Origin of the sequence: Meinhardsimonia xiamenensis (genome assembly GCF_900102905.1) — a bacterium.
In the GTDB taxonomy this organism is placed as follows: domain Bacteria; phylum Pseudomonadota; class Alphaproteobacteria; order Rhodobacterales; family Rhodobacteraceae; genus Meinhardsimonia; species Meinhardsimonia xiamenensis.
The window spans coordinates 251,441-278,196 of record NZ_FNFV01000005.1 but is presented as its reverse complement, the minus strand read 5'-3'; the positions used below and the strand labels follow the sequence as shown (position 1 = coordinate 278,196).

Sequence of the window (26,756 nt, the reverse complement as noted above, 5' to 3'; positions counted from 1 at the left end):
CCGTGACCATCAGGATGCTGGACATCGCGCGGCAGCGCGCGCGGCTCGAGCCGGGGCTCGGCAAGGCCATCGAGAGGGTGCTCGAGCACACCGCCTTCATCAACGGCCCCGAGGTGCGTGCGCTCGAGGCGGCACTCTCGGAGTACGCGGGCGTCGCCCATGCGGTGGCCTGCGCCAACGGCACCGATGCGCTTCAGATCATGCTGCGCGCGCTCGGCATCGGCGCCGGCGATGCGGTGTTCGTCCCGTCCCTGACCTTCGTCGCCACCGCCGAGGCGGTTGCGCTTGCCGGCGCCACGCCGGTGTTCGTCGATGTCGGGCGCGAAAGCGGCACGATGGACCCCGACAGCCTCGCCGCGACGGTTGCCAAGGTGCGCGACGGGCGCCGCCTCACGCCTCGGGCGGTGCTGGCGGTGGATCTCTTCTCGATACCGGCCGACCATGCCCGCCTGTCGCAGCTCTGCGCGGCCGAGGATCTGTTCCTGTGCTATGACGCCGCCCAGAGCTTCGGCACCGAAACCCCCTGGGGCCGGTCGGGAAGCTACGGCACCGCCGCGGCAACGAGCTTCTACCCCTCCAAGTCGCTCGGCGCATTCGGCGATGCCGGGGCGGTCATGACCGCCGATGGCGCGCTCGCCGCGCGCATCCGCGCCATCGCCAATCACGGCGTCGAGGACGGCGCGCATGCGCTTGTCGGCACCAACTCGCGCCTCGACACCCTGCAGGCGGCGATCCTGCTCGAGAAGCTCGGCATCTTCGACGAGGAACTCGCCGCGCGCCGGCGCATCGCCCACGCCTATGGCGAGGCCCTTGACGGGCTCGTGCAGACCCCTGCCGTGCCCGAGGGTGTCGATCCCTGCTGGGCCTATTACGTGATCCGCACCCCGCGGCGCGACGCGCTGATGAGCCATCTGGCCGAGGCCGGGGTGCCGTCGGTGGCCTACTACCGCCGCCCGACGCACCTGCACCCCGCCTTTGCCGAGGCGCCCCGCGCTCCGGGCGGGCTTCCCGCCACCGAGGAATGGGGCGAGACGCTTCTGTGCCTGCCCTCGCATCCCTACCTGACGGACGCGGAAATCTCCCAGGTGATCGATGCCGTACGCGGCTTCTTCACCGCGCGATGAGCCGGTGACGGGGTGATGGGGCGCGGGCTCGAGGCCAGTTTCATCGTTCCCACCCACGGGCGCGCCGAGGTGCTGTCGCTGTCGGTGCCGCTGTTTCTGGGCCAGGACTACCCGCGCGATGCCTTCGAGGTGATCGTGGTCTCCGACGGCCCCGACCCGGCGGCGCAGACGGTGATCGATCGGCTGGCCGCGCCCGGGCTGCGCTTTGCCGCCCTCGAGGAGAACCGCGGCCCCGGCGCGGCGCGCAACCGCGCCATTGCCATGGCGCGTGGGCGCATCCTTGTCTTCGTCGACGACGACTCGCTTGTCGCTCCCGATTTCCTGCGCCGCCATCTGCGGCACCACGAGGGGCGCGATGACCGGGTGGTGACGGGGCCGATCATCGATGTCACCGAACCGCCCGACATGACCGCGCCGCCCCGTCCGGCGCCCTGGGCGCTGCATCTCAACCCGTTTCCTGGCGGCAACGCCTCGATCGCGCGGGCGCGGGTCGAGGCGGTGGGCGGCTTTGACGAGGCCTTCCGCCACTACGGCTGGGAAGACCCCGAACTGTACGCCCGGCTGCGGCAGGCCGGCCGGCTCAGCCGCCGCTTCGAGCGGCGCGCGCCGATCTGGCATTTCAAGCCGCAAGGCGCGGCCACGAGCTTTGCCGCCCGCGTGCGGCGCGAGCTCCAGCGCGGCGGCAACGGCGCCATGTTCTACGCCCGCCATCCGCGCCTTGAAGTGGGGCTTCAGACCAAGCAGCTGGCACCGTTCCACCTGCTCGACCGCGCCCTCGACGCCATGTTCGGGCTTGAACGGCGTTTGCAGGCCGCACTGGAGCGCGGCGAGGCACCTGCCTCGCGGCTGTTGCGGGCCATGGTGCTCTTGCATGCCGAGATCTCCGCCGGGCGGCGGCGCATCGACTGAGGCCACACGGGGGCGCTGCCCCGTCACCATTGGGATTGAACCGATGGCGCCATCAATGGCGACCCCCGGGGTATTTGCACCAGGATGATGGAAACGCGCCGGTTCAGGTCGGCGGCGGGTTGAACCCCTCGAGCCAGCGCTTCACGCGGGCGCGGTTCACGCCGAGATCGGAGCGGCCGAAGCGCAGGCGCGAGAGGATGGCCAGCGCCGCGCCGCCATCGGCCGGAAATGCCGAGACCGTCACGTAATCGGGAAAGCCGAAGACGCGCGAGCGCACGATCCAGGTGATCCGCCCCTCCTCGGGGCTGCCGGCCAGACGGGTGATCCGCGGCGTGGTGGCCTCGACATGGGCGGCGAAGGCGGCAAGCAGCGCCGCGGGCGGCACGGGCCAGACCGGTGTCTGGCCGTCGGGCGAGCCGGGCCTCAGCGCCACCCCGCCGGCGCCGGGAAGAGGGGCGGTGAGAGGATCAACGTGCCAGCGCCCGGGCGGGCTTGGGGCCAGCCTGACATAGGCCATCAGCGCCACGGCGGCGACGAGCAGGATGACGAGCGCGAGTTTCATGTCAGCGATCGCGCCCGAGGCGCCACGTGGCGATGAGGCAGAGGATCTCGGTTGCGGCATGCGCCCCGGCAATGGCCGTGGCGCCGGAGGTGTCGAAAGGCGGGGAAACCTCGACCACGTCGCCAGCGACCACCGCAAGGCCGGCGAGCGCGCGCAGGATGGCCGCCGCCTGCCAGCTCGCCAGCCCGCCCCACACCGGCGTGCCGGTGCCGGGCGCGAAGGCGGGATCGAGCGCATCGATGTCGAAGCTGAGGTAGGCCGGGCCCGCCCCCACCGTCTCGCGCACCGCCTGCGCCACCCATCCGGGCCCGCGCGCGTGCACCTCGGGTGCGTCGATGATCCTGATGCCGAGCGGGTCCGGGGTGACCGTGCGGATGCCGATCTGCACCGAACGGGCGGGGTCGATGAGCCCCTCCCTGACCGCCTTGTAGAACATCGTGCCGTGATCGGTGCGGGCGCTGTCCTCATCGGCCCAGGTGTCGGTATGGGCGTCGAACTGGATGAGGGCGAGGGGCCCGTGACGGGCAGCCACCGCGCGGATCGCGGGCAGGGAAACGGAGTGATCCCCGCCAAGACACAGCGGGGCCGCCCCGGCCTCGAGAATGCCGGCCACATGCGCCTCGGCCGCGGCGGCAAATGTGTCCGGGCGCGCGTAGTCGAAGGCCATGTCGCCGTAATCGGCAACGTCGAGGTCGCACATCGGATCGACCGCCCAGCCATACGGCGGATCGGGCGACTGGAGGGCGGAGGCCTCGCGGATGGCGCGGGGACCGAAGCGCGCGCCGGGCCGGTTCGTCACCGCCTGATCGAAGGGAAGACCGGTCACGGCGATGTCGACCCCGGAGAGATCCTTGGTCAGCTTCCGGCGCAGGAAACTCGGGACCCCGGCGAAGGTGTTCTCGAAGGAGTGGCCACGGAAGCCATCGCGGGAAAGCGCGGTGTCGACCTGGGTCCGGGCGTCTTCAAGTGCCATTTTTTCCAGTACCTTGCAGATCGTTCCTCAAGCGTCTGCGCCGGTCGCGACGCGCCTTGGCTGGACAGGCCGCGCGCGCCCGGCGATAAGCGGGTGCATGGTGAGCGAGACAGGCGGGGCTGGCAATGGCGAATTCGTCTCCCTCCGAGGCCGCCGGAGCGGCGGCGCGAGAAGCCGGCGCGGGATCGGGCATCGGGCGGCTGCGCGAGATCATGCGCCGGCTGCGCGACCCGCAGACGGGCTGCCCCTGGGACATCGTGCAGGATTTCGACTCGATCGCACCGTACACCATCGAGGAGGCCCATGAGGTTGCCGATGCCATCGCCCGGCGCGACTGGGAGGAGCTGAAGGCCGAGCTCGGAGATCTGTTGCTGCAGGTCGTCTATCATGCGCAGATGGCCGAAGAGCGCGGCCTCTTTTCCTTCGAGGACGTGGTGGAGGCGACCTGCGCCAAGATGATCGCCCGCCATCCCCATGTCTTCGGCACCGAAAGCCGGGACAAGACCGCCGAGGAACAGGCCCGCGACTGGGAGGCGATGAAGGCGGCCGAGCGCGCGCAGCGTGGCGCCGAACGCGTGCTCGACGGGGTGGCCGCCGGGCTTCCGGCGCTCACCCGGGCGGTGAAGCTGCAGAAGCGCGCCGCGCGGGTCGGCTTCGATTGGCCGCACCCCGGCGAGGTGGCCGAGAAGATCTGCGAGGAGGCGCGCGAACTCGCCGCGGCACGAAGCACCCTGGCGCAGGACGAGATCGCCGAGGAGTTTGGCGACATGCTTTTCGCCATGGCCAATCTCGCCCGCCACCTTGGCGTCGATCCCGAGGCCGCCCTGCGCGGTGCAAACGCAAAATTCATTCGCCGTTTCAATATGATGGAAGACGAACTTGCCAGGCAGGGCAAGCGGCCTGAGGAACTCGACCTCGCGCAGCTCGACGCGTTGTGGAACGCGGCGAAGGCGGCGGAAAAGGCGGAGAAGGGTGGCCGGTCGGGAGGCGGATCGTAGTCCGATAGTTTTTATCAGGTATTGACCCGACAGATTTGCTCGGGTTTAAGGGGCGGCGGAATCAGCGTCACTCCAAAGGGAGACAACTCGACCATGACCATGCTTCGCCCCTTCGCCCTCGCGGCCGCGCTTGCGGCAGGCGCCCTTCCGGCTGCTGCCGACGAGGTCAACATCTACACCACCCGCCAGCCCGAGCTTGTCACGCCTGTCCTCGAGGCCTTCACCGCCGAGACGGGGATCAAGGTGAATGTCGCCTACATCGACAGCGGCCTCGTCGAGCGTCTGCGCGCCGAAGGCCAGCGCTCGCCGGCCGATCTGGTGATGACCGTCGACATCGCCAATCTCAAGCAGATCGTGGATGCCGGCGTGATCCAGCGGGTCGTGACCGACGCGCTGACCGAAGCGGTGCCGGAGCATCTGCGCGCCGCCGACGGCTCGTGGTACGCGCTCACCGTGCGCGCGCGCGTCGTCTACGCCTCCAAGGAGCGTGTCGCCGACGGCGAAGTGACCACCTACGAGGATCTGGCGAGCGAGAAATGGCGCGGCCGCATCTGCACGCGACCGGGCACCCATAACTACAACCTCGCGCTTCTGTCGGCGATGATCGTGCATCACGGCGAGGATTACGCCCGCGAATGGGCGCGCGGCCTGAAGGCCAATCTCGCCCGCAAGCCGCAGGGCAATGACCGGGCGCAGGTCAAGGCGATCTGGGCCGGCGAATGCGACATCTCGCTCGGCAACACCTATTACATGGGCAAGATGCTGGAAGATCCCGAACAGCGCCAGTGGGCCGAGTCGGTGCGCATCGTCTTTCCCGAATTCGAGAACGGCGGCACGCACGTCAACGTCTCGGGCGTGGCCCTGACCGAGGCGGCGCCGAACCGCGAGGCGGCCATCCGGCTGATGGAATTCCTCGTCTCCGAGAAGGCGCAGGAGATCTACGCCGAGATCAATTATGAATACCCCGTCCGGCCCGGCACCCCGGTTTCGGAACTGGTCGCGAGCTGGGGCAGCTTCACGCCCGACACCATTCCGCTCGAGGAGGTGGCCGCCCAGCGTGCGACGGCGCTGAAGATCATGGAAGAGGTCAACTTCGACGGCTGACACGAGGCCGGCAGACACGCAAGCCGCGACCGGCGGAGGCAAGTCCACCGCCGGCGGGAAACCCCAGGAAGGGCCGGTGCGCCGCTTGCGGGCGCCGGCCCTTCGCCTTAATCGGCAGACATGGACGCGATCTTCGACGAGGGCCCGCCGCCGCCCTGCCCCGAACCCTTCAACCTTGCCGCCCATGTTCTTGGCCGCGCGGCCGAGCGGGCCGAGCGCAACGCGCTTGTGGTGATCCACCCCACCGGGGCGGAGCGCTGGAGTTACGCTCGGCTCGAGGCGGCGGTGCGCGGCACGGCAACCGGGCTTCTCGCGCTGGGCCTCGAGCCGGGCGATCGGGTGCTCATGCGGCTTGGCAATACGGTTGATTTTCCGGTGGTCTTTCTCGCCGCGCTGGCCGTCGATCTGGTGCCGGTGCCGACCTCGGCGCTGCTGACCGTGCCAGAGGTCAGCCGCATTGCCGAGGAAATCGCGCCGCGGCTCATCGTCGCCGGCGAAGGCGTGAGCCTGCCCGCCGATCCCCGCTGCCCCGTCATCGGCGAGGCAGAATTGCGGGCGATGCGCGAGGCGGCGCCGGCCGACTATGCCATGGGGCCGGCCGACCGGCCCGGCTACATCATCTACACCTCCGGCACCTCGGGCAGCCCGCGCGCCGTCGTCCACGCGCACCGCGCCATCTGGGCGCGGCGGATGATGTGGCGGGACTGGTATGACCTCACCCCCGATGACAGGCTCCTGCACGCCGGCGCCTTCAACTGGACCTATACGCTCGGCACCGGACTTCTCGACCCATGGACGGTTGGCGCCACGGCGCTGATCCCGCGCGCCGGCGTCAGGCCCGATCGCCTGCCGCTTCTGATCCGCCGCTTTGATGCGACGATCTTTGCTGCCGCGCCAGGGGTTTACCGGCAGATGCTGAGGTTCGAGATGCCGCGCTGCCCGAAGCTCAGGCATGGGCTTTCGGCCGGCGAGAAGCTGCCCGAGGCCACCCGCGCGGCGTGGGAGAAGGCCACCGGCACCGCCATTCACGAGGCCTACGGAATGAGCGAATGCTCCACCTTCGTCTCCGGCGCGCCCGCGCGCCCCGCTCCTCCGGGCACACTCGGCTACCCCCAGCGCGGCCGGCGCGTGGCCGTGCTGGGCGAGGACGGGCGGCCCGTTGCCCGCGGCCAGCCCGGCGTGCTCGCCGTCTCGCGCCGCGATCCGGGGTTGATGCTGGGCTATCTCGGCGCCGAGGAGGAAACTGCGGCGCGCTTTTCGGGCGAGTGGTTCGTCACCGGCGACATCGTCTCGATGGGTGCGGATGCCGCCATCAGCTATCTTGGCCGGGGCGATGACATGATGAATGCGGGCGGCGTGCGCGTCTCGCCGCTCGAGGTGGAGCGCGCCCTCGCCGAGCATCCCCTGATCGAGGAGGTCGCGGCGGCCGAGGTCGAAGTCAAGCCCGATGTCACCGTGATCGCGGCCTTCATCGTCACCGCGGGCGAGCCCGACGAGGCCGAACTCGACGCGTTTGCCGCCGCCCGGCTCGCACGCTACAAATGCCCGCGCCTCTGGGTCCGGGTGCCGCAGCTTCCACGCGGGGCAAACGGCAAGATCCTGCGGCGGAAACTGCGTGAGGACTGGGAGGCAAATCATGGTGCGGCTTGACATTTTCTCCGATCCGATCTGCCCCTGGTGCTATATCGGCAAGGCCCATCTCGACCGCGCGCTCGAGGCGCGGCCCGATCACCCCTTCGAGGTGGTCTGGCACCCGTTCATGCTGAACCCCGACATGCCGCCCGAGGGCATGGACCGGCGCGAATACCTCGAGGCCAAGTTCGGCGGCCCTGAAGGTGCGGCCGAGGTTTACGGACGCATCAGGGAGGCCGCGCGCGCAGCAGGGCTCGACATCGATTTCGACGCGATCCGGCGCACGCCCTCGACGCTTGACGCGCAGCGGCTCATCCACTGGGCCGGGATCGAGGGGCGGCAGACGCCGGTGGTCGCGGGGCTGTTCCGGGCATACTTCAACGAAGGGCGCGACATCTCCGACCACGAGGTTCTGGCCGATGTCGCCGACAGCGCCGGGCTCGATGCGGCGATGATCCTGCGGCTTCTGGCCAGCGATGCGGATGTCGAGGAAATCCGCGCCCGCGACGCCTGGGCGCGCGAGCATGGGGTGCGGGCGGTGCCGACCTTCGTCGTCGGTGGGCGGCATGCGGTGCCGGGCGCGCAGCCGCCCGAGCTGTGGCTGAAGGTGATTGACGAGATCACCGGGCGGGAGGGCGCATGAGCGCCGAACCCGCGCCGCGCGCGCAGGCGGCGGCACACGGGCCGGGGACGGTGGAATTCATCGCGCTCGTGGCCATGCTCTTTGCCACGGTGGCCTTTTCCATCGACGCGATGCTGCCCGCCTTTCCCGAGATCGCGGCCGCGCTGACACCGGAGGCGCCGAACCGCGCCCAGCTCGTCGTCACCGCCTTCATCTTCGGCATGGGGCTGGGCACGCTTTTCACCGGGCCTCTCTCGGATGCCTTCGGCCGCAAGCCGGTGATCGTGGCGGGCGCGGCGCTCTACTGCCTTGCCGCGCTCTGGGCCGGTGTGGCCGGCTCGCTCGAATCGCTTCTGGCCGCGCGCGTGGTGCAGGGGCTCGGGGCGGCGGCGCCGCGGGTGGTGACGCTGGCCATCGTGCGCGATCTCCACGCGGGGCGGCGCATGGCGCGGGTGATGTCATTTGCGATGATGGTCTTCACGCTGGTCCCCGCCGTGGCGCCGCTGATGGGGGCAGGCATCATCGCGCTGGCGGGCTGGCGCGGCATCTTCGCGGCGTTTGTTGCCTTCTCGCTCGTCTCAACGCTCTGGCTTGCCCTGCGCCAGCCCGAGACACTTCCCCCCGAGGCGCGCCGGCCGTTCCGGGCCGCGGTCCTCGTCGAAGGGATCGCCGAGGTCATCCGGCGCCGGCGCGTGGTGCTGGCGATCCTTGCGCAGACGCTGGCATTCGCCATGCTGTTCACCAATCTTGCGTCGAACCAGCAGGTCTTCGACATCACCTTCGGGCGGGCCGCGAGCTTTCCGTGGTGGTTTGCCGGCATCGCGCTCATTGCCGGGACGGGCAGCTTTCTCAACGCCCAGATCGTGGAGCGGCTGGGGATGCGGCGCGTGGCGGCGGTGACGCTTGCGGTGCTGTCCGCCATCTCGCTTGCCGCCGCGCTTGCGCTCTGGGCCGGGCTTTCGGGCGACTTGGGCTTTGCCGTCTATCTCTTCTGGAACACCGCGATCTTCTTCTCGGCAGGCCTCACGCTTGGCAATCTCAACGCGCTGGCAATGGAGCCTCTGGGCCACATCGCGGGCATGGCGGCCTCGATCGTGGGCGCGCTCGCAACGGTGGGTTCCGTGGCCATCGCCGTGCCGCTCGGGCTCACCTTCGACGGCACGCCGGTGCCCTTGATGCTGGGCGTGGCGGCCTGTGCGCTGGGCGCGCTCATGCTGGTGCGGGCGATCGGCGACTGAAACCCGCGCGCAGCGCCCGGAGGGGGCGGCAGGACACTGGGTATTTGCACCAGGGTGATGGGGCCTCGGGGCGCGCCCGGGATTTCGAGGTCAGGCGCGCGCGGCGGCGGGCTTCTTCGCCGGCGTCGCCTTCTCGGCCAGATCGCGGGCGATGGCGAAGGCGCCGCGCAGGCGGTCCTTCTCGCTCTTCCAGTCGCGGCGGATGACGATCTTGTTGTCGCGCACCTTGGCGAGCCCTTTCTGGGCCTGGACGAATTCCACCAGCCCCGCGGGGTTGGGGTACTTGTCGTTGTGGAACTGGATGGTGGCGCCGCGCGGGCCGGCATCGAGCTTGGCGATATGGGCGCGCTTGCAGGCCTCCTTGATGCGCACCACCGCCAGAAGCGTGTTCACCTCGCGCGGCAGCTTGCCGAAACGGTCGATGAGCTCGGCGGCGAAGCCCTCGAGCTCGACCTTCGAGTGCAACGTCGAGAGGCGGCGGTAGAGCCCCAGCCGCACGTCGAGGTCGGGCACGTAATCCTCGGGGATCAGCACCGGCACGCCAAGGTTGATCTGCGGCGCCCACTGACCGTCGTCGTCGGTGAGGCCCTCGAGCTCGCCGGCGCGGATCTTCGCGATCGCCTCCTCGAGCATCGACTGGTAGAGCTCGAAGCCCACCTCGCGGATCTGGCCCGACTGCTCCTCGCCCACGAGGTTGCCGGCGCCGCGCATGTCGAGATCCTGGGAGGCGAGGGTGAAGCCCGCGCCGAGCGCGTCGAGCGCGCCCAGAACCTTCAGCCGCTTCTCCGCCGCTGGCGTCAGCGGCGCGCGGGGCTTTGTCGTCAGATAGGCATAGGCGCGGGTCTTCGAGCGGCCCACCCGGCCGCGGATCTGGTAGAGCTGGGCGAGGCCGAACATGTCGGCTCGGTGCACGATCATGGTGTTGGCGGTGGGGATGTCGAGGCCCGACTCGACGATGGTGGTGGCAAGCAGCACGTCATACTTGCCGTCGTAGAAGGCGCTCATGCGCTCGTCGAGCTCGCGCGCGGGAAGCTGGCCGTGGGCGGTGACGAAGCTGACCTCGGGCACCTGCTCGCGCAGGAATTCCTCGATCTCGGCGATGTCGGAGATGCGCGGGACCACATAGTAGGACTGCCCGCCGCGGTAGTGCTCGCGCAACAGCGCCTCGCGGATGGTGACCGGGTCGAACTCCGAGACATAGGTGCGGATCGACAGCCGATCGACGGGCGGCGTGCCGATGAGCGAGAGGTCGCGCACGCCTGAAAGCGACATCTGCAGCGTTCGCGGAATGGGCGTGGCAGTCAGCGTGAGCACATGCACTTCCGAGCGCATCTGCTTGAGCCGCTCCTTGTGCGCCACGCCAAAGCGCTGCTCCTCGTCGACGATCAGAAGCCCGAGATTGGCAAAGCGGATGCCCTTGGCCAGAAGCGCGTGCGTGCCGATGACGATGTCAACCGTTCCATCGGCAAGCCCGGCCTTCGTGGCGGCGGCGTCGCGGGGGGTGGTGAAGCGCGAGAGCCCCCGCACCTCCACAGGAAAGCCGCGGAAGCGTTCGCGGAAGCTCTGCAGGTGCTGCCGGGCGAGCAGCGTCGTGGGCGCGATCACCGCCACCTGATGGCCGGACATGGCGGCGACGAAGGCCGCGCGCATGGCCACCTCCGTCTTGCCGAAGCCCACGTCGCCGCAGATCAGCCGGTCCATCGGCCGGCCGGCGGCGAGATCCTCGAGCACGTCCCTGATGGCGCGCTCCTGATCCTCGGTCTCTTCATAGGGAAAGCGGGCGCAGAAGGCCTCCCACATCGGATGCGGCGGCTCCATCACCGGGGCGCGGCGCAGCATGCGCTCGGCGGCAACGCGGATGAGCCTGTCTGCGATCTCGCGGATGCGCTCCTTCATCCGCGCCTTGCGCGCCTGCCAGGCGCCGCCGCCCAAGCGGTCGAGAAGCCCCTCCTCGTGCCCGTAGCGCGACAGGAGCTCGATGTTCTCCACGGGCAGGTAGAGCCGGTCGCCGCCGGCATATTCGAGCGCGAGGCATTCATGCGCCGCGCCCATCGCCGTGACCACCTCGAGCCCGAGGTAACGCCCCACCCCGTGATCGACATGCACGACGAGATCGCCCGGCGAGAGGCTCTGCGCCTCGGTCAGGTAGTTCTCGGCCCGGCGGCGCTTGCGCGGCGGGCGGATCAGCCGGTCGCCCAGAATGTCCTGTTCGGCGATGACGGTGAGGCCATCGCCGGTAAAACCCGCCTCGAGCGGCCAGACCGTGGTGTAGAGCCCGCCGGGTGCGCCGGGGGCGATCTCGCGCGCGTGGGTGATGAGGCGCGGGGGCGCGAGGCCCTGATCCTCGAGAAGCCCCCCGAGCCGCTCGGCCGCCCCTTCCGAATAGGTGGCGAGCACGACGGGCCCCTCGGCCTGACGGGTGCGGATGTGATCGGCGAGCGCGCCGAAGAGGCTCACATTCTCCTGTTGGCGCTCGGGCGCGAAATTGCGCCCGATGCGCCCGCCCGCGTCGATCACCCCGGGCCCGGAGGCCTGCGGGAGGGGGTGGAAGGCCAGAATGCGCCGGCCCGCCGTCGCCGCCTCCCAGGCCGCCTCGTCGAGGTAGAGCTCGCCCGGCGGACAGGGCTTGTAGACGCTGGCGCCCCCTACCCTGCCCTTACCCTGCTCGAGCGCATGCATCCGCGCGCCGTAGAGATCCTCCACCGTCTCCCAGCGCGCCGCGCGTGCGGCATCCAGCTGCGCGTCAAGCGCGATGGTGGCGCCGGGCAGATAGTCGAAGAGCGTCTCCAGCCGGTCGTGGAAGAAGGGCAGCCAGTGCTCCATGCCGGCGGTCTTGCGCCCCGCGCTCACCGCCTCGTAGAGCGGATCCTCCGCCCCGCCCGCGCCGAAATGCACGCGGTAGTTCTGACGGAAGCGGGTGATCGCGGCCTCGTCGAGGATCACCTCCGAGGCCGGCGCAAGCTCCACCCGGTCGAGCTTCTCGGTGGAGCGCTGGGTTGCCGGGTCGAAGCGGCGGGCGGCATCGAGCACATCGCCGAAGAGATCGAGCCGGACGGGAAATTCCTGCCCCGGCGGGAAGATGTCGATGATGCCGCCGCGGATGGCGTAGTCGCCGGGCTCGGTCACGGTGGGGGCCTGCGAGAAGCCCATGCGCACGAGAAACGCGCGCAAGGCCGCCTCGTCGATGCGCCGCCCGACCTCGGCGGAAAAGCTCGCCCCGGCCACGGTGGCACGCGCGGGCAGGCGCTGGGTGGCGGCGTTGAGCGTGGTCAGCACCACGAAGCGGCCCTCGATCCCGCGGGCGAGCGCGGCGAGCGTGGCCATGCGCGCGGCCGAGATCTCGGGGTTGGGCGAGACGCGGTCGTAGGGCAGGCAGTCCCAGCCGGGAAAGCGCAGCACCGGCAGCTCGGGCGCGAAGAAGGCAAGCGCGGCAGCGGTGGCGGCAAGGCGCTTGTCGTCGCGGGCGATGAACAGCACGGCGCCGCCCGCGCGCTCCGCCTCGCGGGCGATGAGCCGCGCGTCGAAACCCTCGGGGGCGCCGCCTACGGTGATGCGCTGGGATGTGTCGGACATGCGCCGCTCAGTTATGGGCGCGCGGGGCAATGTCAACCGCAGAAACGGGCGGAGAAACGGGAAACAGCCTTGCCCGGCGGGCAAGGCATCCCCGCGCCTTGCGCCGCCCGCGCTCAGCCGCCCTTCGCGGGCGCCTTCGCCATCACCTGGTCGATGTCGGCCGCCGAGTGGCGCTCGGGCACCATCTCGTGCGGCTCGCCCCAGGTGCGGCAGACCAGACGGCCGCGCTTCACCGCCGGGCGCGCGTCGATTTCCTTCGCCCAGCGCTGGAGATGCTCGTATTCGTGCACGGCAAGAAACTCGGCCGCGTCATAGAGGCGCCCGAGCGCAAGCTGGCCATACCAGCTCCAGATGGCGATGTCGGCGACGGTGTAGTCGTCACCCGCGATGTAGGGGCGGTGCGCCAGTTCGCGGTTCAGCACGTCGAGCTGGCGCTTGGTTTCCATCGCATAGCGGTCGATGGGATATTTCCACTTCTTCGGCGCGTAGCGGTAGAAATGCCCGAAGCCGCCGCCGAGATAGGGCGCGGCACCCATCTGCCAGAACAGCCAGTTGAGCGTCTCCGTGCGCCCCGCCCGGCTTGAAGGAATGAACGCGCCGAACTTCTCGGCGAGATACAGCAGAATCGAGCCCGACTCGAAGACGCGCAGCGGCGGTGTCTCCGAGCGGTCCACCATGGCGGGGATCTTGGAATTGGGGTTGATGGCGACAAAACCCGTGGAGAATTGCTCGCCCTTGCCGATGTCGATCGGCCAGGCATCGTATTCGGCATCTTCATGCCCGAGCGCCAGCAACTCCTCGAGCATGATCGAGACCTTGATGCCGTTCGGCGTGGCGAGGGAATAGAGCTGGATGGGATGCTGGCCCACGGGGAGTTCGGCCTCATGCGTCGGCCCCGCCACGGGCCGGTTGATGGAGGCGAACTGGCCGCCGGAGGGCTCTTCCCATGTCCAGACCCTGGGCGGGGTGTATTCGTTGTTGTCGGTCGCGCTCATCACGTTCCTCTGAAATGCCTCGCGCATCTCATGCCACGGGCCGCGGCGGGGTGCCAGAGGCGGGCGCCTCAGCCCCGCGCCGGCGCCGATCGCGACCCGCCCGCGCGGGCCTCGAACCGCTCGCGGGTGCGGTTGGCAAGCCCCACGAGCGAGAGCATCACCGGCACCTCGACAAGCACGCCGACGACCGTGGCGAGCGCCGCGCCGGAGTTGAGGCCGAAGAGGCTGATCGCCACCGCCACCGCAAGCTCGAAGAAGTTCGACGTGCCGATGAGCGCGCAGGGTGCCGCGATGCGGTGCGGCACGCGCAGCGCCCAGGCCGCGGCGTAGCCCAGCGCGAAGATGCCGTAGGACTGGATCAGGATCGGCACCGCGACGAGCGCGATCACGAAGGGCTCGGCGGCAATGCGCGGCCCCTGCAGGCCGAAGAGAATGAGCACGGTGACGATGAGGCCGAGCACCGAGAATGGCTTTACCTGCGCCTGGAAATGATCGATGGCGGCGACATTGCCGAGCCGGTAGCGCGTGTAGAGCCCCGCGGCGAGCGGCAGCACGATGAACAGGATGACCGAAAGGATCAGCGTCTCCCACGGCACCTCGATGTCGGTCACCCCCATCAGGAAGGCGACGATGGGGGCGAAGGCCACCACCATGACAAGATCGTTCACCGTCACCTGCACCAGCGTGTAGTTCGCATCACCCCGCGTCAGGTGCGACCACACGAACACCATCGCCGTGCAGGGCGCCGCACCGAGCAGGATCAGCCCGGCGATGTATTGCTGGGCGTCCCGCGGCGCGATCCAGGGCGCGAAGACATGCTCGAAGAACAGCACCCCGAGCGCGGCCATGGTGAAGGGCTTGATGAGCCAGTTGACGGTGAGGGTGATGAAAAGCCCCTTCGGCGCGCGCGCCACCTGATGCAGGCTCGCCGGGTCGATGCCGACCATCATCGGATAGACCATCGCCCAGATCAGCACCGCCACCACGAGATTGACCTGCGCCACCTCCGCCGCGGCGATGGCCTCGAAAATCCCCGGCGCGAGGTTGCCCAGCACCACGCCTGCGACGATGGCGAGAAAGACCCAGACGGTCAGATACCGCTCGAAGATGCCCATGGTTCCGTTCCCTGTCCTGTCTCAGGCGCGTGACGTTGTCGGCTCGCCATGCCGCTCTTCTTTGTCACAGGCGCGCGCGATGGCGTCGGCCTCGCGCTGGCGTGCAAGCCGGTCGAGCGATTCGAGCGGCAGCGCGGCGAAGAGGCGGATGCGGTTCTGCAGCCGCGCATAGGCGTCGCGAAAGGCTGCGCGGCGGGTGATTTCGTCACCCTCAACCGCTGCGGGGTCGGGCACGCCCCAATGCGCCGTGACCGGCACGCCGGGGAAGATGGGGCACTCCTCGTTCGCCGCCCGGTCGCAGACGGTGAAGACGAAATCGAGCTGCGGCGCGCGCTCGCCGGTGAACTCGTCGAGATCCTTCGAGCGGAGTGACCCGGTGTCATGGCCGAGGCTCTGCAACAGATCGAGCGCCAGGGGGTGCACCGCGCCCGCGGGGCGGGTTCCTGCCGAGAAGGCGTTGAAACGGTCGCCCGCCTCGGCGCGCAATATCGCCTCGGCCATGATCGAGCGCGCCGAATTGCCGGTGCAGAGGAAAAGGACGTTGAACTTGCGGTCGGTCATGGCTCTTGCCTCCCCGATGAGTTGCGGAAGAAGGAGCGGCGCGCAGGCCTCGGGCCGGCCGCGGCAGCAATCGAGAAAGAGAAAATCGAGCGTCTCGCGCACCGCCTCCATCGCCACCCCGTAGAGCAGCGAGGTTCCCTGCCGCTCGCGCGCCGCGAGCCCGGTGGCGAGAAGCGCGGCAAGATGCGAGGACAGCGTACTTGCCGGCAGGCCGAGGGCGCGGGCGATCTCGCCGGCCGGCACGCGCCCCGGATGGCGGCGCACCAGAAGGCGGAAGATCGCCAGCCGCTGCGGGTGGCCAAGGGTGGCAAGCCGAGTCGCGATCTCTTTTTCCATATTTCCCGAATATTCGAAATATCAGGAAAGGCAAGCGCATTCGCCCGCGCGGCGCGCTTTCCGCGCGCGATGACAGAACCGGGACGGCCGCCGGGCTATTTCGCGAAGCGCTCGCGCGCGGCGCGCGCGGTGGCGCGCAGGGACTGGGCGAGCGCGGTGACATCGGAGGTGACGGCGACCATCCCCACCCCCATGCGCGCATGGCGTGCCGCCGCCTCGAGATCGAAGGCCAGCATGCCCGAGGCCTTGCCGTGGGCGGCGGCGCGGGCGATCACGTGGTCGATCGCGCCCTGCACCTCGGCCGCGGCCGGGTTGCCGGGATGGCCCATGTCGGCGGCCAGATCCGCCGGGCCGACGAAGAGCGCATCCACGCCGGGGGTGGCGGCGATGGCATCGACATTGGCGACCGCCTCGCGGCTTTCGATCTGGACGACGAGGAGGATGCACCCATTGGCGGTGGCGAGATAATCGGGGATCGCGTCATAGCCCGAGGCACGGACGATGGGCGCGCCGATGCCGCGCGTCCCCTCGGGCGGGTAGCGCACGGCGCGGGCGATCGCGGCGGCCTCGGCGGCATCATGGACCATGGGCACGACGAGCGAGCGCGCGCCCGCATCGAGCACCTGCTTGAGGAGCCACTCCTCCCCCGCCGGCACGCGCACCACCGGCTCGGCCGGCCGCCCATGCATCGCCCGCAGATGCGCGAGCACCTCGGCAAGCCCGTTCGGCCCGTGTTCGGCGTCGATCACGCACCAGTCGAAACCGGCGCCCGCGGCAATCTCCGCCGCGGCAAGGCTCGAGAGCGCCAGCCAGCAGCCGAAGGTCGTCTCCCCGGCGGCAAGCCGCTCCTTGAGCGGGTTCAGCGGTGCGGGCATGACGCGCGCCCTCCCGCCTCAGCCGCCGAGGAACAGCCGGCCGACATCGGGGTTCTCCAGAAGCTCGCTGCCCTTTCCGGCGATCGCCAGCTCGCCCGAGACCATCACATAGCCGATGTCGGCGAATTCGAGCCCCTTCTTGGCGTTCTGCTCCACCATGATGATGGTCTTGCCGTCCTTGTGCTGCAGCTCGTCAAGGATGTCGAAGACCATGTCGATGAAGCGCGGCTCGAGCCCGATGGAGGGCTCGTCGACGAGCAGGATCTCGGGGTCCATCACCAAGGCGCGCGAGATCTCCAGAAGCCGCCGCTCGCCGCCCGAGAGCACCCGCGCAGGGTGCTTGCGCCGCGCCGCAAGGCGGGGATACTTCTCGAAGATGCGCTCGGCAGCCTCCTTGGCCTCGCGCGGGCTGTCCTTCAGATAGCCCCCCATCCACAGGTTCTCCTCCACCGTCATGCCGGGGAAGACGGACTTGTCCTGCAGGATGTAGGCGATGCCGGCCTCCCTCAGCTTCGACTGGGGCGAGAGGCGGGTGATGTCGCGCTTTTTCTCGCCCGCGCCCACGAGGATGCGCCCCGAATAGATGTTGTTGAAGCCGAAGATGGCATGCAGCACGGTGGACTTGCCCGCCCCATTCGGGCCGATCAGACACAGCGACTGGCCGCGGGCCACGGCAAGGTTGATGCCGTGCAGGATCTCCATCTGCCCGTAGCCCGCGCGCAGATCCTCGACCAGCACGAAGGGGTCGTTGTGGGCCAGCGCCAGAAGATCGGCCTGGTCCACGGCCTGCGCGATGGCGCGGGCCTGTTCGACCACCTCGTCAACCGAGATCACCGTCTCGACCGAGCCGAGGTGATAGCCGGTGGAGCGTTTGCGTTCTTCCGCCATCAGTGCGCTCCCAGATAGGCGTCGATCACGCGCTGGTCGTTCTGGATCTCCTCGGGCGTGCCCTCGGCCAGAAGCCTGCCATGGGCCAGACAGTAGATCCTGTCGGCCATGTTCATGATGACGCGCATGTTGTGCTCGATGATGAAGAGGGTGATGCCGAACTCGCGGTTGGCATGCTTGAGCCGGTCGATGAGCCCGTTGATGAGCGTCGGGTTGATGCCCGCCGTCGGCTCGTCGAGCAGAAGCACGGTGGGCTCGTTCATCAGCGCCATGGCGAACTCCAGAAGCTTCTGCTGGCCGAAGCTGAGCGAGCCCGCCTGCAGCCAGCGCTTCTCGTAGAGCCCGACGAAATGCAAGAGATGCTCGGCGCGCTCCCTTTCCTCGGGCGTGTTGCGCCGGAACGCCTCGAGAAGCGTCATCTTCCGGTGCGGGATGGAGATCAGCATGTTCTCCACGCAGTTCATCTTGCCGTAGATGCGCGTCTGCTGGAAGGTGCGCAGAAGCCCGAGCCGGGCGATCTCGGGCACCAGAAGCTTGCTGATCTCGCGGCCCTCGAACCTGATCGAGCCCGAGTCGATCGGGTGATAGCCGACGATGGAGTTGAACAGCGTCGTCTTGCCCGAGCCATTGGGGCCGATGAGCCCGGTGATCGAGCCCTTCTCCACCGTCAGCGAGATGTCCTCGTTGGCCTTCACGCCGCCGAAGCTCTTGGAGACATGGGAAACCTCGATGATCGCACTCATGCCGACGCCCTCGCTTCACGGCTCTCCACGCGGATGCCGAACCACTCCGGCTTGCGGTGCCTGAGCCAGCCCATGAGCCCGTCCTGGAAGAACACCACGATCACGACGATGAGCGCACCGAGCGCCACCCATTGCCAGCCGAGCAGATAGTTCCAGGTCACCTCCTTGAAGACATGGAACAGGATCGCCCCAATCACCGGCCCCCAGAGCGTGCCCTTGCCGCCCAGAAGCACGCAGACGACCATGAAGATGCCGAGGTTGATGGTCTGATAGGCGGTCTCCAGGGGTTCGAAATGGATGAGCTGAAAGGCGGAGATGGAGCCCGCCATGCCCACGAAGAAGGCGCTGATCGCCCAGGTGACGAGCTTGTAGCGCAGGGTGTGGATGCCCATCGCCTCGGCCTTTTCCTCGTCGTCGCGGATGGCGTTGATCGCCTTGCCGAAGCGGGTCTGGTAGAACCAGCTCAGAAACACGATCAGCACCACGCCCATGGCGGCGAAGACGTAATAGATGATCTTCTTGAACACCTCGAAGTCGCCCCCATAGACCGGCATCGAGATGCCCTGCCCGCCGCCCAGGATGTCGATGTTGGAGACGATCTCGCCCGCGGCGATGGCGAGCCCCAGCGTGCCGATGGCGAAGTAGGGCCCGCGCAGCCCGAAGAAGAGCGGCCCGATCGCATAGGCCGAGAGCGCACAGAAGAGCCCCGCCCCGAGCGTGCCCAGCACCATCCCGGTGAAATACATCTCCGGGGTGAAGGTGAAGGTCTCCGACCGGCTCGCATCGGTGTACTCGGCGAGCGGGAAGTAGAGCGTTATGGTGATGACGGCTCCCACATACATCCCCGTGCCGTAGAAGAAGATGTTGCCGAGCGAGTTGTAGCCCATCTGCCCGCCGGTCATGTCCCAGGTGAGCGCCACGATGATCATCAGCCACAGCGTGGCAAGCTGGGTCTGATAGGCCGGAAACAGGAACGGCGCCGCCACCGTGAGGAGAAGAAGGGCGCCATAGAGCGCAAGTTTCCGCATCGACATTGGCCCCTCCTCCCTATTGCAGAACCTGCCGCAGCCGCCGCTGCCGCATCAGCCGGTAGAAGAGCACCACGAGCAGCAGCACCACCGCGATCGCCTGCTGATAGCCGATGCCGAAGATGTGCGCGCCATACTGCTCGGCCGCGCCGATGCCGAGGCCCGCGGCGATCACGCCCGGCAGGTTGCCTAGCCCCGCGGCGGTGACGATGACGAAGGCGCGCACCGAATAGGTGATGCCGTAGAAGGGCTGGATCACCCAGATCATCACGATGATGGCCCCGGCCGCCCCACAGATCGCGGCATTGAGCGCGAAGGTGAACGCATAGACCTTTTCGGTGTCGATGCCGAGCACCCGCGCCGCGCGGCTGTCCTGCGCGGTGGCGCGGATCGCCTGGCCCATGCGGCTCTTCTTCATGAACAGCACCACGCCGATGGCAAGGATCGCGGCCATGACCACGCCCACCACCTTGGCCGCGGGAAGCTCGATGATGCCGAGCTCGCCCAGCCGCCAGGTGGGCCAGTGCATGTCCACCGACTGGGTGTCGGAGCCGAAGATCAGGTTCATGATCTGCGCCATCATGATGGCCAGCCCGAAGGTGGCCAGAAGCGAGGTGAAGAGGTCGCGCTCGATCACGCGCGTGATCACCGTCTTGTAGATCACCCAGCCAAGCCCCCACATGATGACGAAGGCGAGCGGCACGCCCAGAAGCGGATAGACGCCCATCTGTGCCAGCGTCCAGCTCACGTAGCCGCCGGCGATGACGAAGTCGCCCTGGGCGAGGTTCTTGACGTTCATCACCCCCCACACAAGCGCCAGCCCGTAGGCCGCGAGCGCAAAGAGCGCGCCGATCATCACCCCGTCGATGATGATCTTGAGATTGACGATCGGGTATTCCAGCAGCAGCCCGATGTTGAACCAGATGTTGTCCATGCGGAACGGCCCTCCCCTGCTCCAGCCGCCTGTGCACCGCGGGTCCCGGGCGGCGGCATGCGCCCCGTCCGGCCGTGCGGAAAGGAACGCCGGGCGCCTTTCGAACGCCCGGCGCGCACTCTCAGCCGCGGTGCCTCACGGCCGCGGCCAGATCAGCTCATGGCTGGCAAATTCGGGCGGTGCGACCACGTTGTACTGGCCGTTCTGGATCTGGCGCAGCACCATCGGCTTGGCGATGTTCTTGCCGGTCTCGTCAAACTTGATCGGCCCGTAGAAGGTCATCATGTCGGTCGCGGCGATGGCATCGCGGACCGCCTCGCGATCGTCCACGGTGCCGGCCCGTTCGAAGGCGTCCTTGTAGACGAGCACCGCGGCCGAGGCCTGCGCCGCCTGATAGGGCACGGCGCGGTCGGCATATTCGGGGAAGGCGGCCTTGAATTCCTCGTTGTAGTTCGCCGCCGAACCGAAGATCGGGTCCTCGTATTTCAGGGTCTCGGCCCACTGCGTGGAGCACAGGATGCCCTCCGCGGCCTCGCCGAAGTTGCCAACGATATCGGCCGCCTCGCAGTGGGTCATGGCGATCATCGGCACCGACACGCCCTGCTCGGCGATCTGGCGCACCGCTGTCGCCGCGCCCTTGGAGTGGCCCGAGACGACCAGAAGATCGGGCCTGACGAGCTTCACCTTGGTCAGGATCGCCGTCATGTCCGACAGATCGCGCGGCAGCTTCTCGTCGACCACGATCTGCATGCCGTAACCCTCGGCATCCTCGATCACGCCTGCCCGCACGTCGAGCGAGAACGGGTCGTTCTCGACGGCGACGGCAACCTTGACGTCAGATGGGCTCTTGCCCGACTTCTCGGCCATCAGCGCGGCGAGATCGACCGCGGAGGCGAGATACTGCTCCGAGGTGGAGAGCACCGCGAAGAGATAGCGGTAGCCCTTGTTGAAGAGCGAGCGGCTCGCGCCCTCGGCCTCGACCATGGGGATCTTGTACTTCTCGGTCACCGGCGCGATGGCGGCGGTCAGGCCCGAGCTGTAGGGGCCAAGCATGTATTGCACGCCGTCCTGGTTGATGAGCCGCTCCGCGAGCGTCGCGCCGCGGTCGCCCTTGGACTCGTCATCGTAGTAGATGACCTTGAAGTTGTAGCACTTGTCGCCGACCTTCACGCCCCCGGCCTCGGCGATCTTCCTGATCGCGAACTCATAGCCGTTCTGCGTGTGATAGCCGTTGGTGGCGTATTTGCCGGTCAGCGAAATTGCCGCTCCCAGCGTGATGGTGCCACATTCCTCGGCCGCGGCCGCGCCGGCAAGCGCAAGTGCCGCAGCCGCGGTGAATGACATCAATCCGATCCTGAGTGTCACGGTTTCCTCCCAGTCTGTCGTGTTTTGTTGTTCTTGCAGACCGGACGAAAGCACGGATGACCGCGCATTTCAACAAAAACGCATGAAGGCGAGCGGGCGGGCGCCGCCCCTCGCCGCCTGCCGCCGCCCGCCGCCGACTGCCGCCGACTGCCGCCGGTGACCCGCGCCGCGGCTCAGCCCTGCCCGGGGAAGAGCGCGCGAAACTCCCGCCACTCCCCCTTCGACATGCCCGAGGACTCTTCGGTGACGGTCTCGCCTGCGAGCATGCGCCGCAGGCAGTCGAGTGCCCGCGCCGACAGCGTGGCACCGCCAAGGCGGTAATCCTCGAAGGCGGCCCACGCGAGCGGCACCCAGTCCCTGACGATGCCGCAGATCACCTCCGCATAGGCGCGGATTTCGTACTGGGCATGGGAGTCGGCCCGCAGCCGCAGGAAATGGAGGAGATTGTGCAGGTCGATCTTCCAGTACCACTGGGTGTAGATGTTTGCCGGCAGGTTCATGCGGGCAAGCTCCCGCGCAAGCCCCTTCCTGCCGCCCTCCTGGCTCAGCATCTCCTCGTAGTGCTCATAGGCGCGGGCGGCATCCGACTTGAGGATCTCGAGCACGCGCTCGGCCTCCTCGCCTTCCAGCACCTCGCCGCGGCCCTGGGCATTGGCGGTGGACTGCGCGGCCAGATGCTCGGGGCGGGGGATGTAGAACTCGCGGTCGAGGATCGAGTAGCGGGCCGAATACTCGTTCACATTCGCGGTGCGGTGGCGGATCCACTGCCGGGCGACGAAGATCGGCAGCTTGACGTGAAACTTCACCTCGCACATCTCGAAGGGGGTCGAGTGCCAGTGGCGCATCAGGTAGCGGATCAGCCCCTCGTCGTTCGAGACGCTCTTGGTCCCCTTGCCATAGCTCACCCGCGCGGCCTGGCAGATGGCGGCGTCGTCGCCCATGTAGTCGATCACCCGGACAAAGCCATGATCGAGCACCGGATGGGCGCGATACATGTGCGCCTCCATGCCCTCGGAGACGGCGCGCAGGGTGGGGCGCGGGCTGGCGCGCAGCGCCTCGATCTCCGCCTCCTGCTCAGGCGTCAGGGCCATCTTCGTCCTCCTTCCCGTATCTCGCGACTCGGATCGCCGCGCCACAGTAGCGCCCCGGCCCGCGCCCGCAAGCTGCCAGCGCCGGGCCGGCGCGGCGCCCGGGCCCGCACGGGGACTCGCACATCGCGTCCGCCTCCCATAGTCTTGGCGCCCGGTTGCATTGCCAAGAGGAGAGTGCGGGATGAAGATCCGCTATCTGCACACCATGGTCCGGGTGCTCGACCTGGAAAAGTCCAAGGCCTTCTACGAGCTTCTCGGGCTGAAGGAGATCCGCCGCATCGACAACGAGCAGGGCCGCTATACCCTGGTGTTCATGGCGCCCGAGGGCCAGGAGGAATGCCCCATAGAGCTCACCTACAACTGGGACGGCGACCCGGGCCTGCCCGCCGACTGCCGCAACTTCGGGCATCTGGCCTATGCGGTGGAGAACATCTACGAGATGTGCCAGCACCTCATGGACAACGGCGTGACCATCAACCGTCCCCCGCGCGACGGGCGGATGGCCTTCGTGCGCTCGCCCGACAACATCTCCATCGAGCTTCTGCAGATGGGCGAGGCGCTCGAGCCGGCCGAGCCCTGGGTGTCGATGCCCAACGTCGGGCATTGGTGAGCGGGAGCGGTTGCGTGAGGCGGGCGGCGCTGACGCTGGCCGCGGCCTTGATGCTGGCGCCGGGCGCGCCTGCGCATGCCGCCTGCCGGCTGGCGCTGGCGCTGGCGCTCGATGTCTCCTCCTCGGTCGATGCCGAGGAGGATGCGCTGCAGCGTGGCGGGCTTGCCCGCGCGCTCCTGGCTCCACGGGTGCAGGCGGCCTTCTTTTCGGTGCCGGGAGAGAGCGTGGCGCTCGGCGCCTACGAGTGGTCGGGCCGCTACCAGCAGACGGTGATCCTGCCCTGGACGCCCATCGACAGCCCGGCCGCGCTCCGCGCCGCCGCCGCCACCATCGCGGCCAGCCGGCGCGCCCACAGCCGCTTTCCCACCGCGCTCGGCTATGCGCTGGGTTTCGGCGCGGGATTTCTGCGCGAGGCGCCCGACTGCCTCTTCCGCACCCTCGATGTCTCCGGCGACGGGCGCAACAACGAGGGCTTTCCGCCGGCGCTGGCCTACAGGCACTTCCCCTTCGAGGGCGTCACGGTCAACGGCCTGGCCATCGCCGGCGGTCCCGAGGACATCGCCGCCTACTACCGTGCCGAGCTGATCCACGGCCCCGGCGCCTTCGTCGAGGAGGCGGCCGGATACGCCGACTACGAGCGGGCCATGCGCCGCAAGCTCGAGCGCGAACTTCGCGCACCGGCGCTCGGCGGCGGAATGCCGCCCGCCTTACGCGCCGCCGCGCTCAACGACACCGGCCTCGCTGATCCGCACCGCCGCCCCGCGGCGGGCGCTCGGTCACGAGTGCCGCAGCCCCAGCCGCCGCCCGCCCCGACCGAAGACAGGCCTGACAGGCCGCCGCGCCCGCTGCCGCCTCGGTAGCCCGCGCCCGCCCCGGCAGACGGCGCCTGCCTCAATAGATGTATCGGATCTGTTCGCTCCAGAAGCGTTCGAGGCGCCGAAGGGCACTGTTCACCCGCTCGATCCCCGGCTCCTCGAGCAGCGCGGTATCGGTGAGCCGGCCGGCATGCCGGCGGAAAAGCGCGGCCACCACCTCGCGCATAGCATGGCCCTTCTCCGTCAGGCGCACGCGCACCGAGCGGCGGTCGATCTCGCAGCGCTTGTGGTGCATGAAGCCGAGCTCCACCAGCTTCTTGAGGTTGTAGGAAACATTCGAGCCCTGGTAGTAGCCGCGCGTTCTCAGCTCGCCCGCCGTCACCTCGTTCTCGCCGATGTTGAACAGAAGCAGCGCCTGCACCGCGTTGATCTCGAGAATGCCGAGCCGTTCGAACTCGTCCTTGATCACGTCGAGAAGCAGCCGGTGCAGACGCTCCACCAGCGCCAGCGATTCCAGGTAATGGCTCAGAAAGCCGCTGTCGGTCTTCTCGCCGATCTGCCTCAGGGCGCTCATCGATCACTCCGCCTGAAACCCGTCCTTGACGGGAACTCTGGGCGGAAATGTCAAAGATAGCGTTAAACGCCGCTCTGCTCAGCGGCGCGGGCCGGAATGAGCCATGATTTGCGCCATCAGCCCGGCAAAGCGCGCCGGCGGCGCTTCGCGGCCCATCGCCCAGCCGGCGAGATCCTGATCGGCCTCGTCAAGCAGCGCCTCGTAGAGATCAAGCTCGTCCGTGCTCATCGCCTCGAGCGCCCGATCCGCGAAATGGCCGAGGATCAGATCCATCTCCTTGGTGCCGCGCCGCCAGGAACGCAACCTCAACCGCTTGAGGCGGATCTCGCGCGTCTCTGCGCCCTCCGTCATGGCCTGCACCTTCCTCGTCTCCCCAATGCCAGCCTCGCCCATCTCAGTTGCGCACCTGCAATGCCGCCCGCAGCCGTTTCTCCGCCCTCCCGAGCCGCTCTGCCGTGCGCGAGAGTTCGGCCCTGAGCGAGCGGATCTCGGCAAGAAGATCGGGCAGATCCTCCGGCATCGCCGCGCTGTCGTCGCCCGGCGGCGTGACGCCCTCCCCCTCGCCCGTCAGCAGCCAGATGATCGAGACATTGAGCAGCCCGGCCAGCATCTGGAGCTTGTTGGCGCGCGGCTCGGCAAGGTCGTTCTCCCAGCGCTGGAGGGTCTTGAGCTTCACGCCGAGGCGGCGCGCAAGCTCCGCCTGGGTCAGGCCCGCCGCCTCCCGTGCCGCCGCCAGACGGTCGCCGAAGGTGGCGATGTCGTTCGAATACCAGTCGCCGTGGCCGCTCTCGTTGTCACCCATCATGTCGCCCCTGCTCCTTCGCCTTGATCGCATTCGGGGGCCATCCTAGAAGAAGGGCTGCCGATGTTCCAACCGGGGGCGACAATGGCCTTTCTTTCCGCGACACTGGAGCGCATCCGCCCCTCGCCCACGGTGGCAATCACCCAGCTTGCCCGCGATCTCAAGGCGCAGGGGCGCGACGTGATCGGGCTCGCGGCGGGCGAGCCGGACTTCGACACGCCCGCGCACATCCGAGAGGCGGCCAAGGCGGCGATCGACGCGGGCCACACCCGCTACACGCCCGTTGACGGCATCCCCGAGCTCAAGGCGGCGGTCGCGGCGAAGTTCCGCCGCGACAACGGGCTCGACTATGCGCCCGAGGAGATCAGCGTTGCCACCGGCGGCAAGCAGGTGATCTACAACGCGCTGATGGCCACGCTCGAGGCCGGCGACGAGGTGATCATCCCCGCTCCCTACTGGGTGAGCTACCCCGACATCGTGCGGCTCGCTGGCGCCACGCCGGTGATCGTCGAGACCCGGCTTGAGGACGGCTTCCGCCTGCGCCCGGAGGCGCTCGAGGCGGCGATCACCCCGGCCACGAAATGGCTGATCTTCAACTCCCCCTCGAATCCGACCGGCGCCGGATACAGCCGCGCGCAGATCGCCGCCCTCGCCGAGGTGCTCGAGCGTCACACCCATGTCTGGGTGCTGTCGGACGACATCTACGAGCACATCCGCTACGACGGCTTCGAGTTCGCCACGCCCGCAGAGGTGGCGCCGGCGCTGAAGGAGCGCACGCTGACGCTGAACGGCGTCTCCAAGGCCTATGCGATGACCGGCTGGCGGATCGGCTATTGCGGCGCGCCGAAGCCGCTTGTCGACGCCATGCGCAAGCTGCAGTCGCAGTCCACCACCAACCCCTGCTCGATCGCGCAATGGGCGGCGGTGGAGGCGCTCAATGGCCCGCAGGACTTCATCGCCACGCGCAACAAGGCGTTCCGCAACCGCCGCGATCTCGTGCTGGCCGAGCTCGGCAGGATCGAGGGCATCGACTGCCCCCGCCCCGAGGGCGCCTTCTATGTCTTTCCCTCCATCGCCGGGCTCATCGGGAAGCGCAGCCGCGGCGGCACCGAGATCACCGACGACGAGACCTTCGCCCGCGCGCTTCTGGAGGAGACGGGCGTTGCCGTGGTGCATGGTGCGGCCTTCGGGCTCTCGCCCTTCTTCCGCATCAGCTATGCCACCTCGAGCGCGCTTCTGGCCGAGGCCTGTGCGCGCATCGCCGATTTCTGCGCCGGCCTGAGGTAGCC

General features: G+C 68.6%; 26 protein-coding genes. 10 read left to right on the top strand and 16 right to left on the bottom strand.

The genetic code is table 11. The annotated features are described in order from the left end of the window. The first annotated feature begins 2 nt into the window (after positions 1-2). Positions 3-1,124 carry a DegT/DnrJ/EryC1/StrS family aminotransferase gene (locus BLQ14_RS12245; RefSeq protein WP_211295329.1) on the top strand — a complete coding sequence of 374 codons (1,122 nt, stop codon included), beginning with the start codon at positions 3-5 and terminating at the stop codon, positions 1,122-1,124. 15 nt (positions 1,125-1,139) lie between these two features. Beyond that, on the top strand, positions 1,140-2,033 hold the full coding sequence (locus BLQ14_RS12240; protein WP_092500840.1) for a glycosyltransferase family 2 protein: 894 nt from the start codon (positions 1,140-1,142) through the stop codon (positions 2,031-2,033). Positions 2,034-2,136: 103 nt separating this feature from the next. On the opposite strand, the gene BLQ14_RS12235 is transcribed toward BLQ14_RS12240, so the two are convergent. Together BLQ14_RS12235 and speB are read right to left on the bottom strand one after the other, a co-directional pair. Beyond that, positions 2,137-2,595: a DUF1499 domain-containing protein gene (locus tag BLQ14_RS12235; RefSeq protein ID WP_092500839.1), complete on the bottom strand. Its 459-nt coding sequence runs from the start codon at positions 2,593-2,595 to the stop codon at positions 2,137-2,139. Position 2,596: 1 nt separating this feature from the next. Next, on the bottom strand, positions 2,597-3,568 hold the full coding sequence (speB, locus tag BLQ14_RS12230; RefSeq protein ID WP_092500838.1) for an agmatinase: 972 nt from the start codon (positions 3,566-3,568) through the stop codon (positions 2,597-2,599). Between the two features lie 125 nt (positions 3,569-3,693). Between speB and mazG the strand changes: the two genes are divergently transcribed. From mazG to BLQ14_RS12205, 5 genes are all read left to right on the top strand, one after another. Continuing rightward, entirely contained in the window at positions 3,694-4,566 is an 873-nt protein-coding gene (gene mazG / locus BLQ14_RS12225; protein WP_092500837.1) for a nucleoside triphosphate pyrophosphohydrolase, read from the top strand. Positions 4,567-4,659: 93 nt separating this feature from the next. Beyond that, positions 4,660-5,670 (top strand): Fe(3+) ABC transporter substrate-binding protein, encoded by a 1,011-nt coding sequence (locus BLQ14_RS12220; protein WP_092500836.1) that lies wholly within the window; start codon positions 4,660-4,662, stop codon positions 5,668-5,670. Positions 5,671-5,790: 120 nt separating this feature from the next. Further along, positions 5,791-7,320 (top strand): class I adenylate-forming enzyme family protein, encoded by a 1,530-nt coding sequence (locus BLQ14_RS12215; protein WP_092500835.1) that lies wholly within the window; start codon positions 5,791-5,793, stop codon positions 7,318-7,320. Further along, entirely contained in the window at positions 7,307-7,945 is a 639-nt protein-coding gene (locus tag BLQ14_RS12210) for a DsbA family oxidoreductase (protein WP_092500834.1), read from the top strand. Before BLQ14_RS12215 ends, BLQ14_RS12210 begins: the two co-directional genes overlap by 14 nt. After that, a complete protein-coding gene (locus BLQ14_RS12205; protein ID WP_092500833.1) occupies positions 7,942-9,162 on the top strand; it encodes a multidrug effflux MFS transporter in 1,221 nt (406 codons plus the stop codon). The genes BLQ14_RS12210 and BLQ14_RS12205 overlap by 4 nt, the downstream gene beginning before the upstream one ends. Before the next feature lie 90 nt (positions 9,163-9,252). Here the strand turns inward: BLQ14_RS12205 and mfd are convergent, their stop codons facing one another. The 11 genes from mfd to thyX form a co-directional block, all read right to left on the bottom strand. Then, on the bottom strand, positions 9,253-12,735 hold the full coding sequence (gene mfd / locus BLQ14_RS12200; protein WP_092500832.1) for a transcription-repair coupling factor: 3,483 nt from the start codon (positions 12,733-12,735) through the stop codon (positions 9,253-9,255). Positions 12,736-12,848: 113 nt separating this feature from the next. Then, a complete protein-coding gene (gene yghU / locus BLQ14_RS12195; protein WP_092500831.1) occupies positions 12,849-13,730 on the bottom strand; it encodes a glutathione-dependent disulfide-bond oxidoreductase in 882 nt (293 codons plus the stop codon). Between the two features lie 68 nt (positions 13,731-13,798). After that, positions 13,799-14,845 (bottom strand): ACR3 family arsenite efflux transporter, encoded by a 1,047-nt coding sequence (gene arsB / locus BLQ14_RS12190; RefSeq protein WP_092500830.1) that lies wholly within the window; start codon positions 14,843-14,845, stop codon positions 13,799-13,801. Between the two features lie 21 nt (positions 14,846-14,866). Continuing rightward, positions 14,867-15,742, bottom strand: coding sequence for a metalloregulator ArsR/SmtB family transcription factor (locus BLQ14_RS12185; RefSeq protein WP_092500829.1), 876 nt, complete (start codon positions 15,740-15,742; stop codon positions 14,867-14,869). A 95-nt stretch (positions 15,743-15,837) separates the two neighbouring features. Beyond that, positions 15,838-16,617, bottom strand: coding sequence for an HpcH/HpaI aldolase family protein (locus BLQ14_RS12180; RefSeq protein WP_092500828.1), 780 nt, complete (start codon positions 16,615-16,617; stop codon positions 15,838-15,840). 18 nt (positions 16,618-16,635) lie between these two features. Beyond that, positions 16,636-17,505 (bottom strand): ABC transporter ATP-binding protein, encoded by an 870-nt coding sequence (locus BLQ14_RS12175; RefSeq protein ID WP_092500827.1) that lies wholly within the window; start codon positions 17,503-17,505, stop codon positions 16,636-16,638. Further along, positions 17,505-18,248: an ABC transporter ATP-binding protein gene (locus BLQ14_RS12170; protein ID WP_092500826.1), complete on the bottom strand. Its 744-nt coding sequence runs from the start codon at positions 18,246-18,248 to the stop codon at positions 17,505-17,507. The genes BLQ14_RS12175 and BLQ14_RS12170 overlap by 1 nt, the downstream gene beginning before the upstream one ends. Next, on the bottom strand, positions 18,245-19,282 hold the full coding sequence (locus BLQ14_RS12165; RefSeq protein WP_092500825.1) for a branched-chain amino acid ABC transporter permease: 1,038 nt from the start codon (positions 19,280-19,282) through the stop codon (positions 18,245-18,247). Before BLQ14_RS12165 ends, BLQ14_RS12170 begins: the two co-directional genes overlap by 4 nt. A gap of 13 nt (positions 19,283-19,295) precedes the next feature. Further along, a complete protein-coding gene (locus BLQ14_RS12160) occupies positions 19,296-20,210 on the bottom strand; it encodes a branched-chain amino acid ABC transporter permease (RefSeq protein ID WP_092500824.1) in 915 nt (304 codons plus the stop codon). Between the two features lie 135 nt (positions 20,211-20,345). Then, positions 20,346-21,554, bottom strand: a complete 1,209-nt coding sequence (locus tag BLQ14_RS12155; protein ID WP_092500823.1) for an amino acid ABC transporter substrate-binding protein — start codon at positions 21,552-21,554, stop codon at positions 20,346-20,348. 194 nt (positions 21,555-21,748) lie between these two features. Further along, on the bottom strand, positions 21,749-22,666 hold the full coding sequence (gene thyX / locus BLQ14_RS12150; protein ID WP_092500822.1) for an FAD-dependent thymidylate synthase: 918 nt from the start codon (positions 22,664-22,666) through the stop codon (positions 21,749-21,751). 181 nt (positions 22,667-22,847) lie between these two features. Between thyX and BLQ14_RS12145 the strand changes: the two genes are divergently transcribed. Together BLQ14_RS12145 and BLQ14_RS12140 are read left to right on the top strand one after the other, a co-directional pair. Continuing rightward, positions 22,848-23,276 (top strand): VOC family protein, encoded by a 429-nt coding sequence (locus tag BLQ14_RS12145; protein WP_092500821.1) that lies wholly within the window; start codon positions 22,848-22,850, stop codon positions 23,274-23,276. Between the two features lie 14 nt (positions 23,277-23,290). After that, positions 23,291-24,136: a DUF1194 domain-containing protein gene (locus BLQ14_RS12140; protein WP_092500820.1), complete on the top strand. Its 846-nt coding sequence runs from the start codon at positions 23,291-23,293 to the stop codon at positions 24,134-24,136. A gap of 31 nt (positions 24,137-24,167) precedes the next feature. Here BLQ14_RS12140 and BLQ14_RS12135 read toward each other — a convergent pair whose 3' ends face one another. From BLQ14_RS12135 to BLQ14_RS12125, 3 genes are all read right to left on the bottom strand, one after another. Next, a complete protein-coding gene (locus tag BLQ14_RS12135; protein WP_092500819.1) occupies positions 24,168-24,665 on the bottom strand; it encodes a MarR family winged helix-turn-helix transcriptional regulator in 498 nt (165 codons plus the stop codon). Between the two features lie 78 nt (positions 24,666-24,743). Continuing rightward, the gene (locus tag BLQ14_RS12130) at positions 24,744-25,016 is read right to left on the bottom strand and encodes a succinate dehydrogenase assembly factor 2 (RefSeq protein ID WP_092500898.1); all 273 of its coding nucleotides are present in this window, start codon (positions 25,014-25,016) and stop codon (positions 24,744-24,746) included. A 43-nt stretch (positions 25,017-25,059) separates the two neighbouring features. Next, on the bottom strand, positions 25,060-25,470 hold the full coding sequence (locus BLQ14_RS12125; protein ID WP_425412109.1) for a helix-turn-helix domain-containing protein: 411 nt from the start codon (positions 25,468-25,470) through the stop codon (positions 25,060-25,062). Positions 25,471-25,551: 81 nt separating this feature from the next. On the opposite strand from BLQ14_RS12125, the gene BLQ14_RS12120 reads away from it, so the two are divergent. Next, positions 25,552-26,754: a pyridoxal phosphate-dependent aminotransferase gene (locus BLQ14_RS12120; protein ID WP_092500818.1), complete on the top strand. Its 1,203-nt coding sequence runs from the start codon at positions 25,552-25,554 to the stop codon at positions 26,752-26,754. Positions 26,755-26,756 lie beyond the last annotated feature (2 nt).

Bases quoted from the DNA above. Each gene is read 5' to 3' on its own strand.
- BLQ14_RS12240 (WP_092500840.1), top strand. From the start codon at position 1,140: ATGGGGCGCGGGCTCGAGGCCAGTTTCATCGTTCCCACCCACGGGCGC.
- BLQ14_RS12235 (WP_092500839.1), bottom strand. From the start codon at position 2,595: ATGAAACTCGCGCTCGTCATCCTGCTCGTCGCCGCCGTGGCGCTGATG.
- speB (WP_092500838.1), bottom strand. From the start codon at position 3,568: ATGGCACTTGAAGACGCCCGGACCCAGGTCGACACCGCGCTTTCCCGC.
- mazG (WP_092500837.1), top strand. From the start codon at position 3,694: ATGGCGAATTCGTCTCCCTCCGAGGCCGCCGGAGCGGCGGCGCGAGAA.
- BLQ14_RS12220 (WP_092500836.1), top strand. From the start codon at position 4,660: ATGACCATGCTTCGCCCCTTCGCCCTCGCGGCCGCGCTTGCGGCAGGC.
- BLQ14_RS12215 (WP_092500835.1), top strand. From the start codon at position 5,791: ATGGACGCGATCTTCGACGAGGGCCCGCCGCCGCCCTGCCCCGAACCC.
- BLQ14_RS12210 (WP_092500834.1), top strand. From the start codon at position 7,307: ATGGTGCGGCTTGACATTTTCTCCGATCCGATCTGCCCCTGGTGCTAT.
- BLQ14_RS12205 (WP_092500833.1), top strand. From the start codon at position 7,942: ATGAGCGCCGAACCCGCGCCGCGCGCGCAGGCGGCGGCACACGGGCCG.
- mfd (WP_092500832.1), bottom strand. From the start codon at position 12,735: ATGTCCGACACATCCCAGCGCATCACCGTAGGCGGCGCCCCCGAGGGT.
- yghU (WP_092500831.1), bottom strand. From the start codon at position 13,730: ATGAGCGCGACCGACAACAACGAATACACCCCGCCCAGGGTCTGGACA.
- arsB (WP_092500830.1), bottom strand. From the start codon at position 14,845: ATGGGCATCTTCGAGCGGTATCTGACCGTCTGGGTCTTTCTCGCCATC.
- BLQ14_RS12185 (WP_092500829.1), bottom strand. From the start codon at position 15,742: ATGGAAAAAGAGATCGCGACTCGGCTTGCCACCCTTGGCCACCCGCAG.
- BLQ14_RS12180 (WP_092500828.1), bottom strand. From the start codon at position 16,617: ATGCCCGCACCGCTGAACCCGCTCAAGGAGCGGCTTGCCGCCGGGGAG.
- BLQ14_RS12175 (WP_092500827.1), bottom strand. From the start codon at position 17,505: ATGGCGGAAGAACGCAAACGCTCCACCGGCTATCACCTCGGCTCGGTC.
- BLQ14_RS12170 (WP_092500826.1), bottom strand. From the start codon at position 18,248: ATGAGTGCGATCATCGAGGTTTCCCATGTCTCCAAGAGCTTCGGCGGC.
- BLQ14_RS12165 (WP_092500825.1), bottom strand. From the start codon at position 19,282: ATGTCGATGCGGAAACTTGCGCTCTATGGCGCCCTTCTTCTCCTCACG.
- BLQ14_RS12160 (WP_092500824.1), bottom strand. From the start codon at position 20,210: ATGGACAACATCTGGTTCAACATCGGGCTGCTGCTGGAATACCCGATC.
- BLQ14_RS12155 (WP_092500823.1), bottom strand. From the start codon at position 21,554: ATGTCATTCACCGCGGCTGCGGCACTTGCGCTTGCCGGCGCGGCCGCG.
- thyX (WP_092500822.1), bottom strand. From the start codon at position 22,666: ATGGCCCTGACGCCTGAGCAGGAGGCGGAGATCGAGGCGCTGCGCGCC.
- BLQ14_RS12145 (WP_092500821.1), top strand. From the start codon at position 22,848: ATGAAGATCCGCTATCTGCACACCATGGTCCGGGTGCTCGACCTGGAA.
- BLQ14_RS12135 (WP_092500819.1), bottom strand. From the start codon at position 24,665: ATGAGCGCCCTGAGGCAGATCGGCGAGAAGACCGACAGCGGCTTTCTG.
- BLQ14_RS12130 (WP_092500898.1), bottom strand. From the start codon at position 25,016: ATGACGGAGGGCGCAGAGACGCGCGAGATCCGCCTCAAGCGGTTGAGG.
- BLQ14_RS12125 (WP_425412109.1), bottom strand. From the start codon at position 25,470: ATGATGGGTGACAACGAGAGCGGCCACGGCGACTGGTATTCGAACGAC.
- BLQ14_RS12120 (WP_092500818.1), top strand. From the start codon at position 25,552: ATGGCCTTTCTTTCCGCGACACTGGAGCGCATCCGCCCCTCGCCCACG.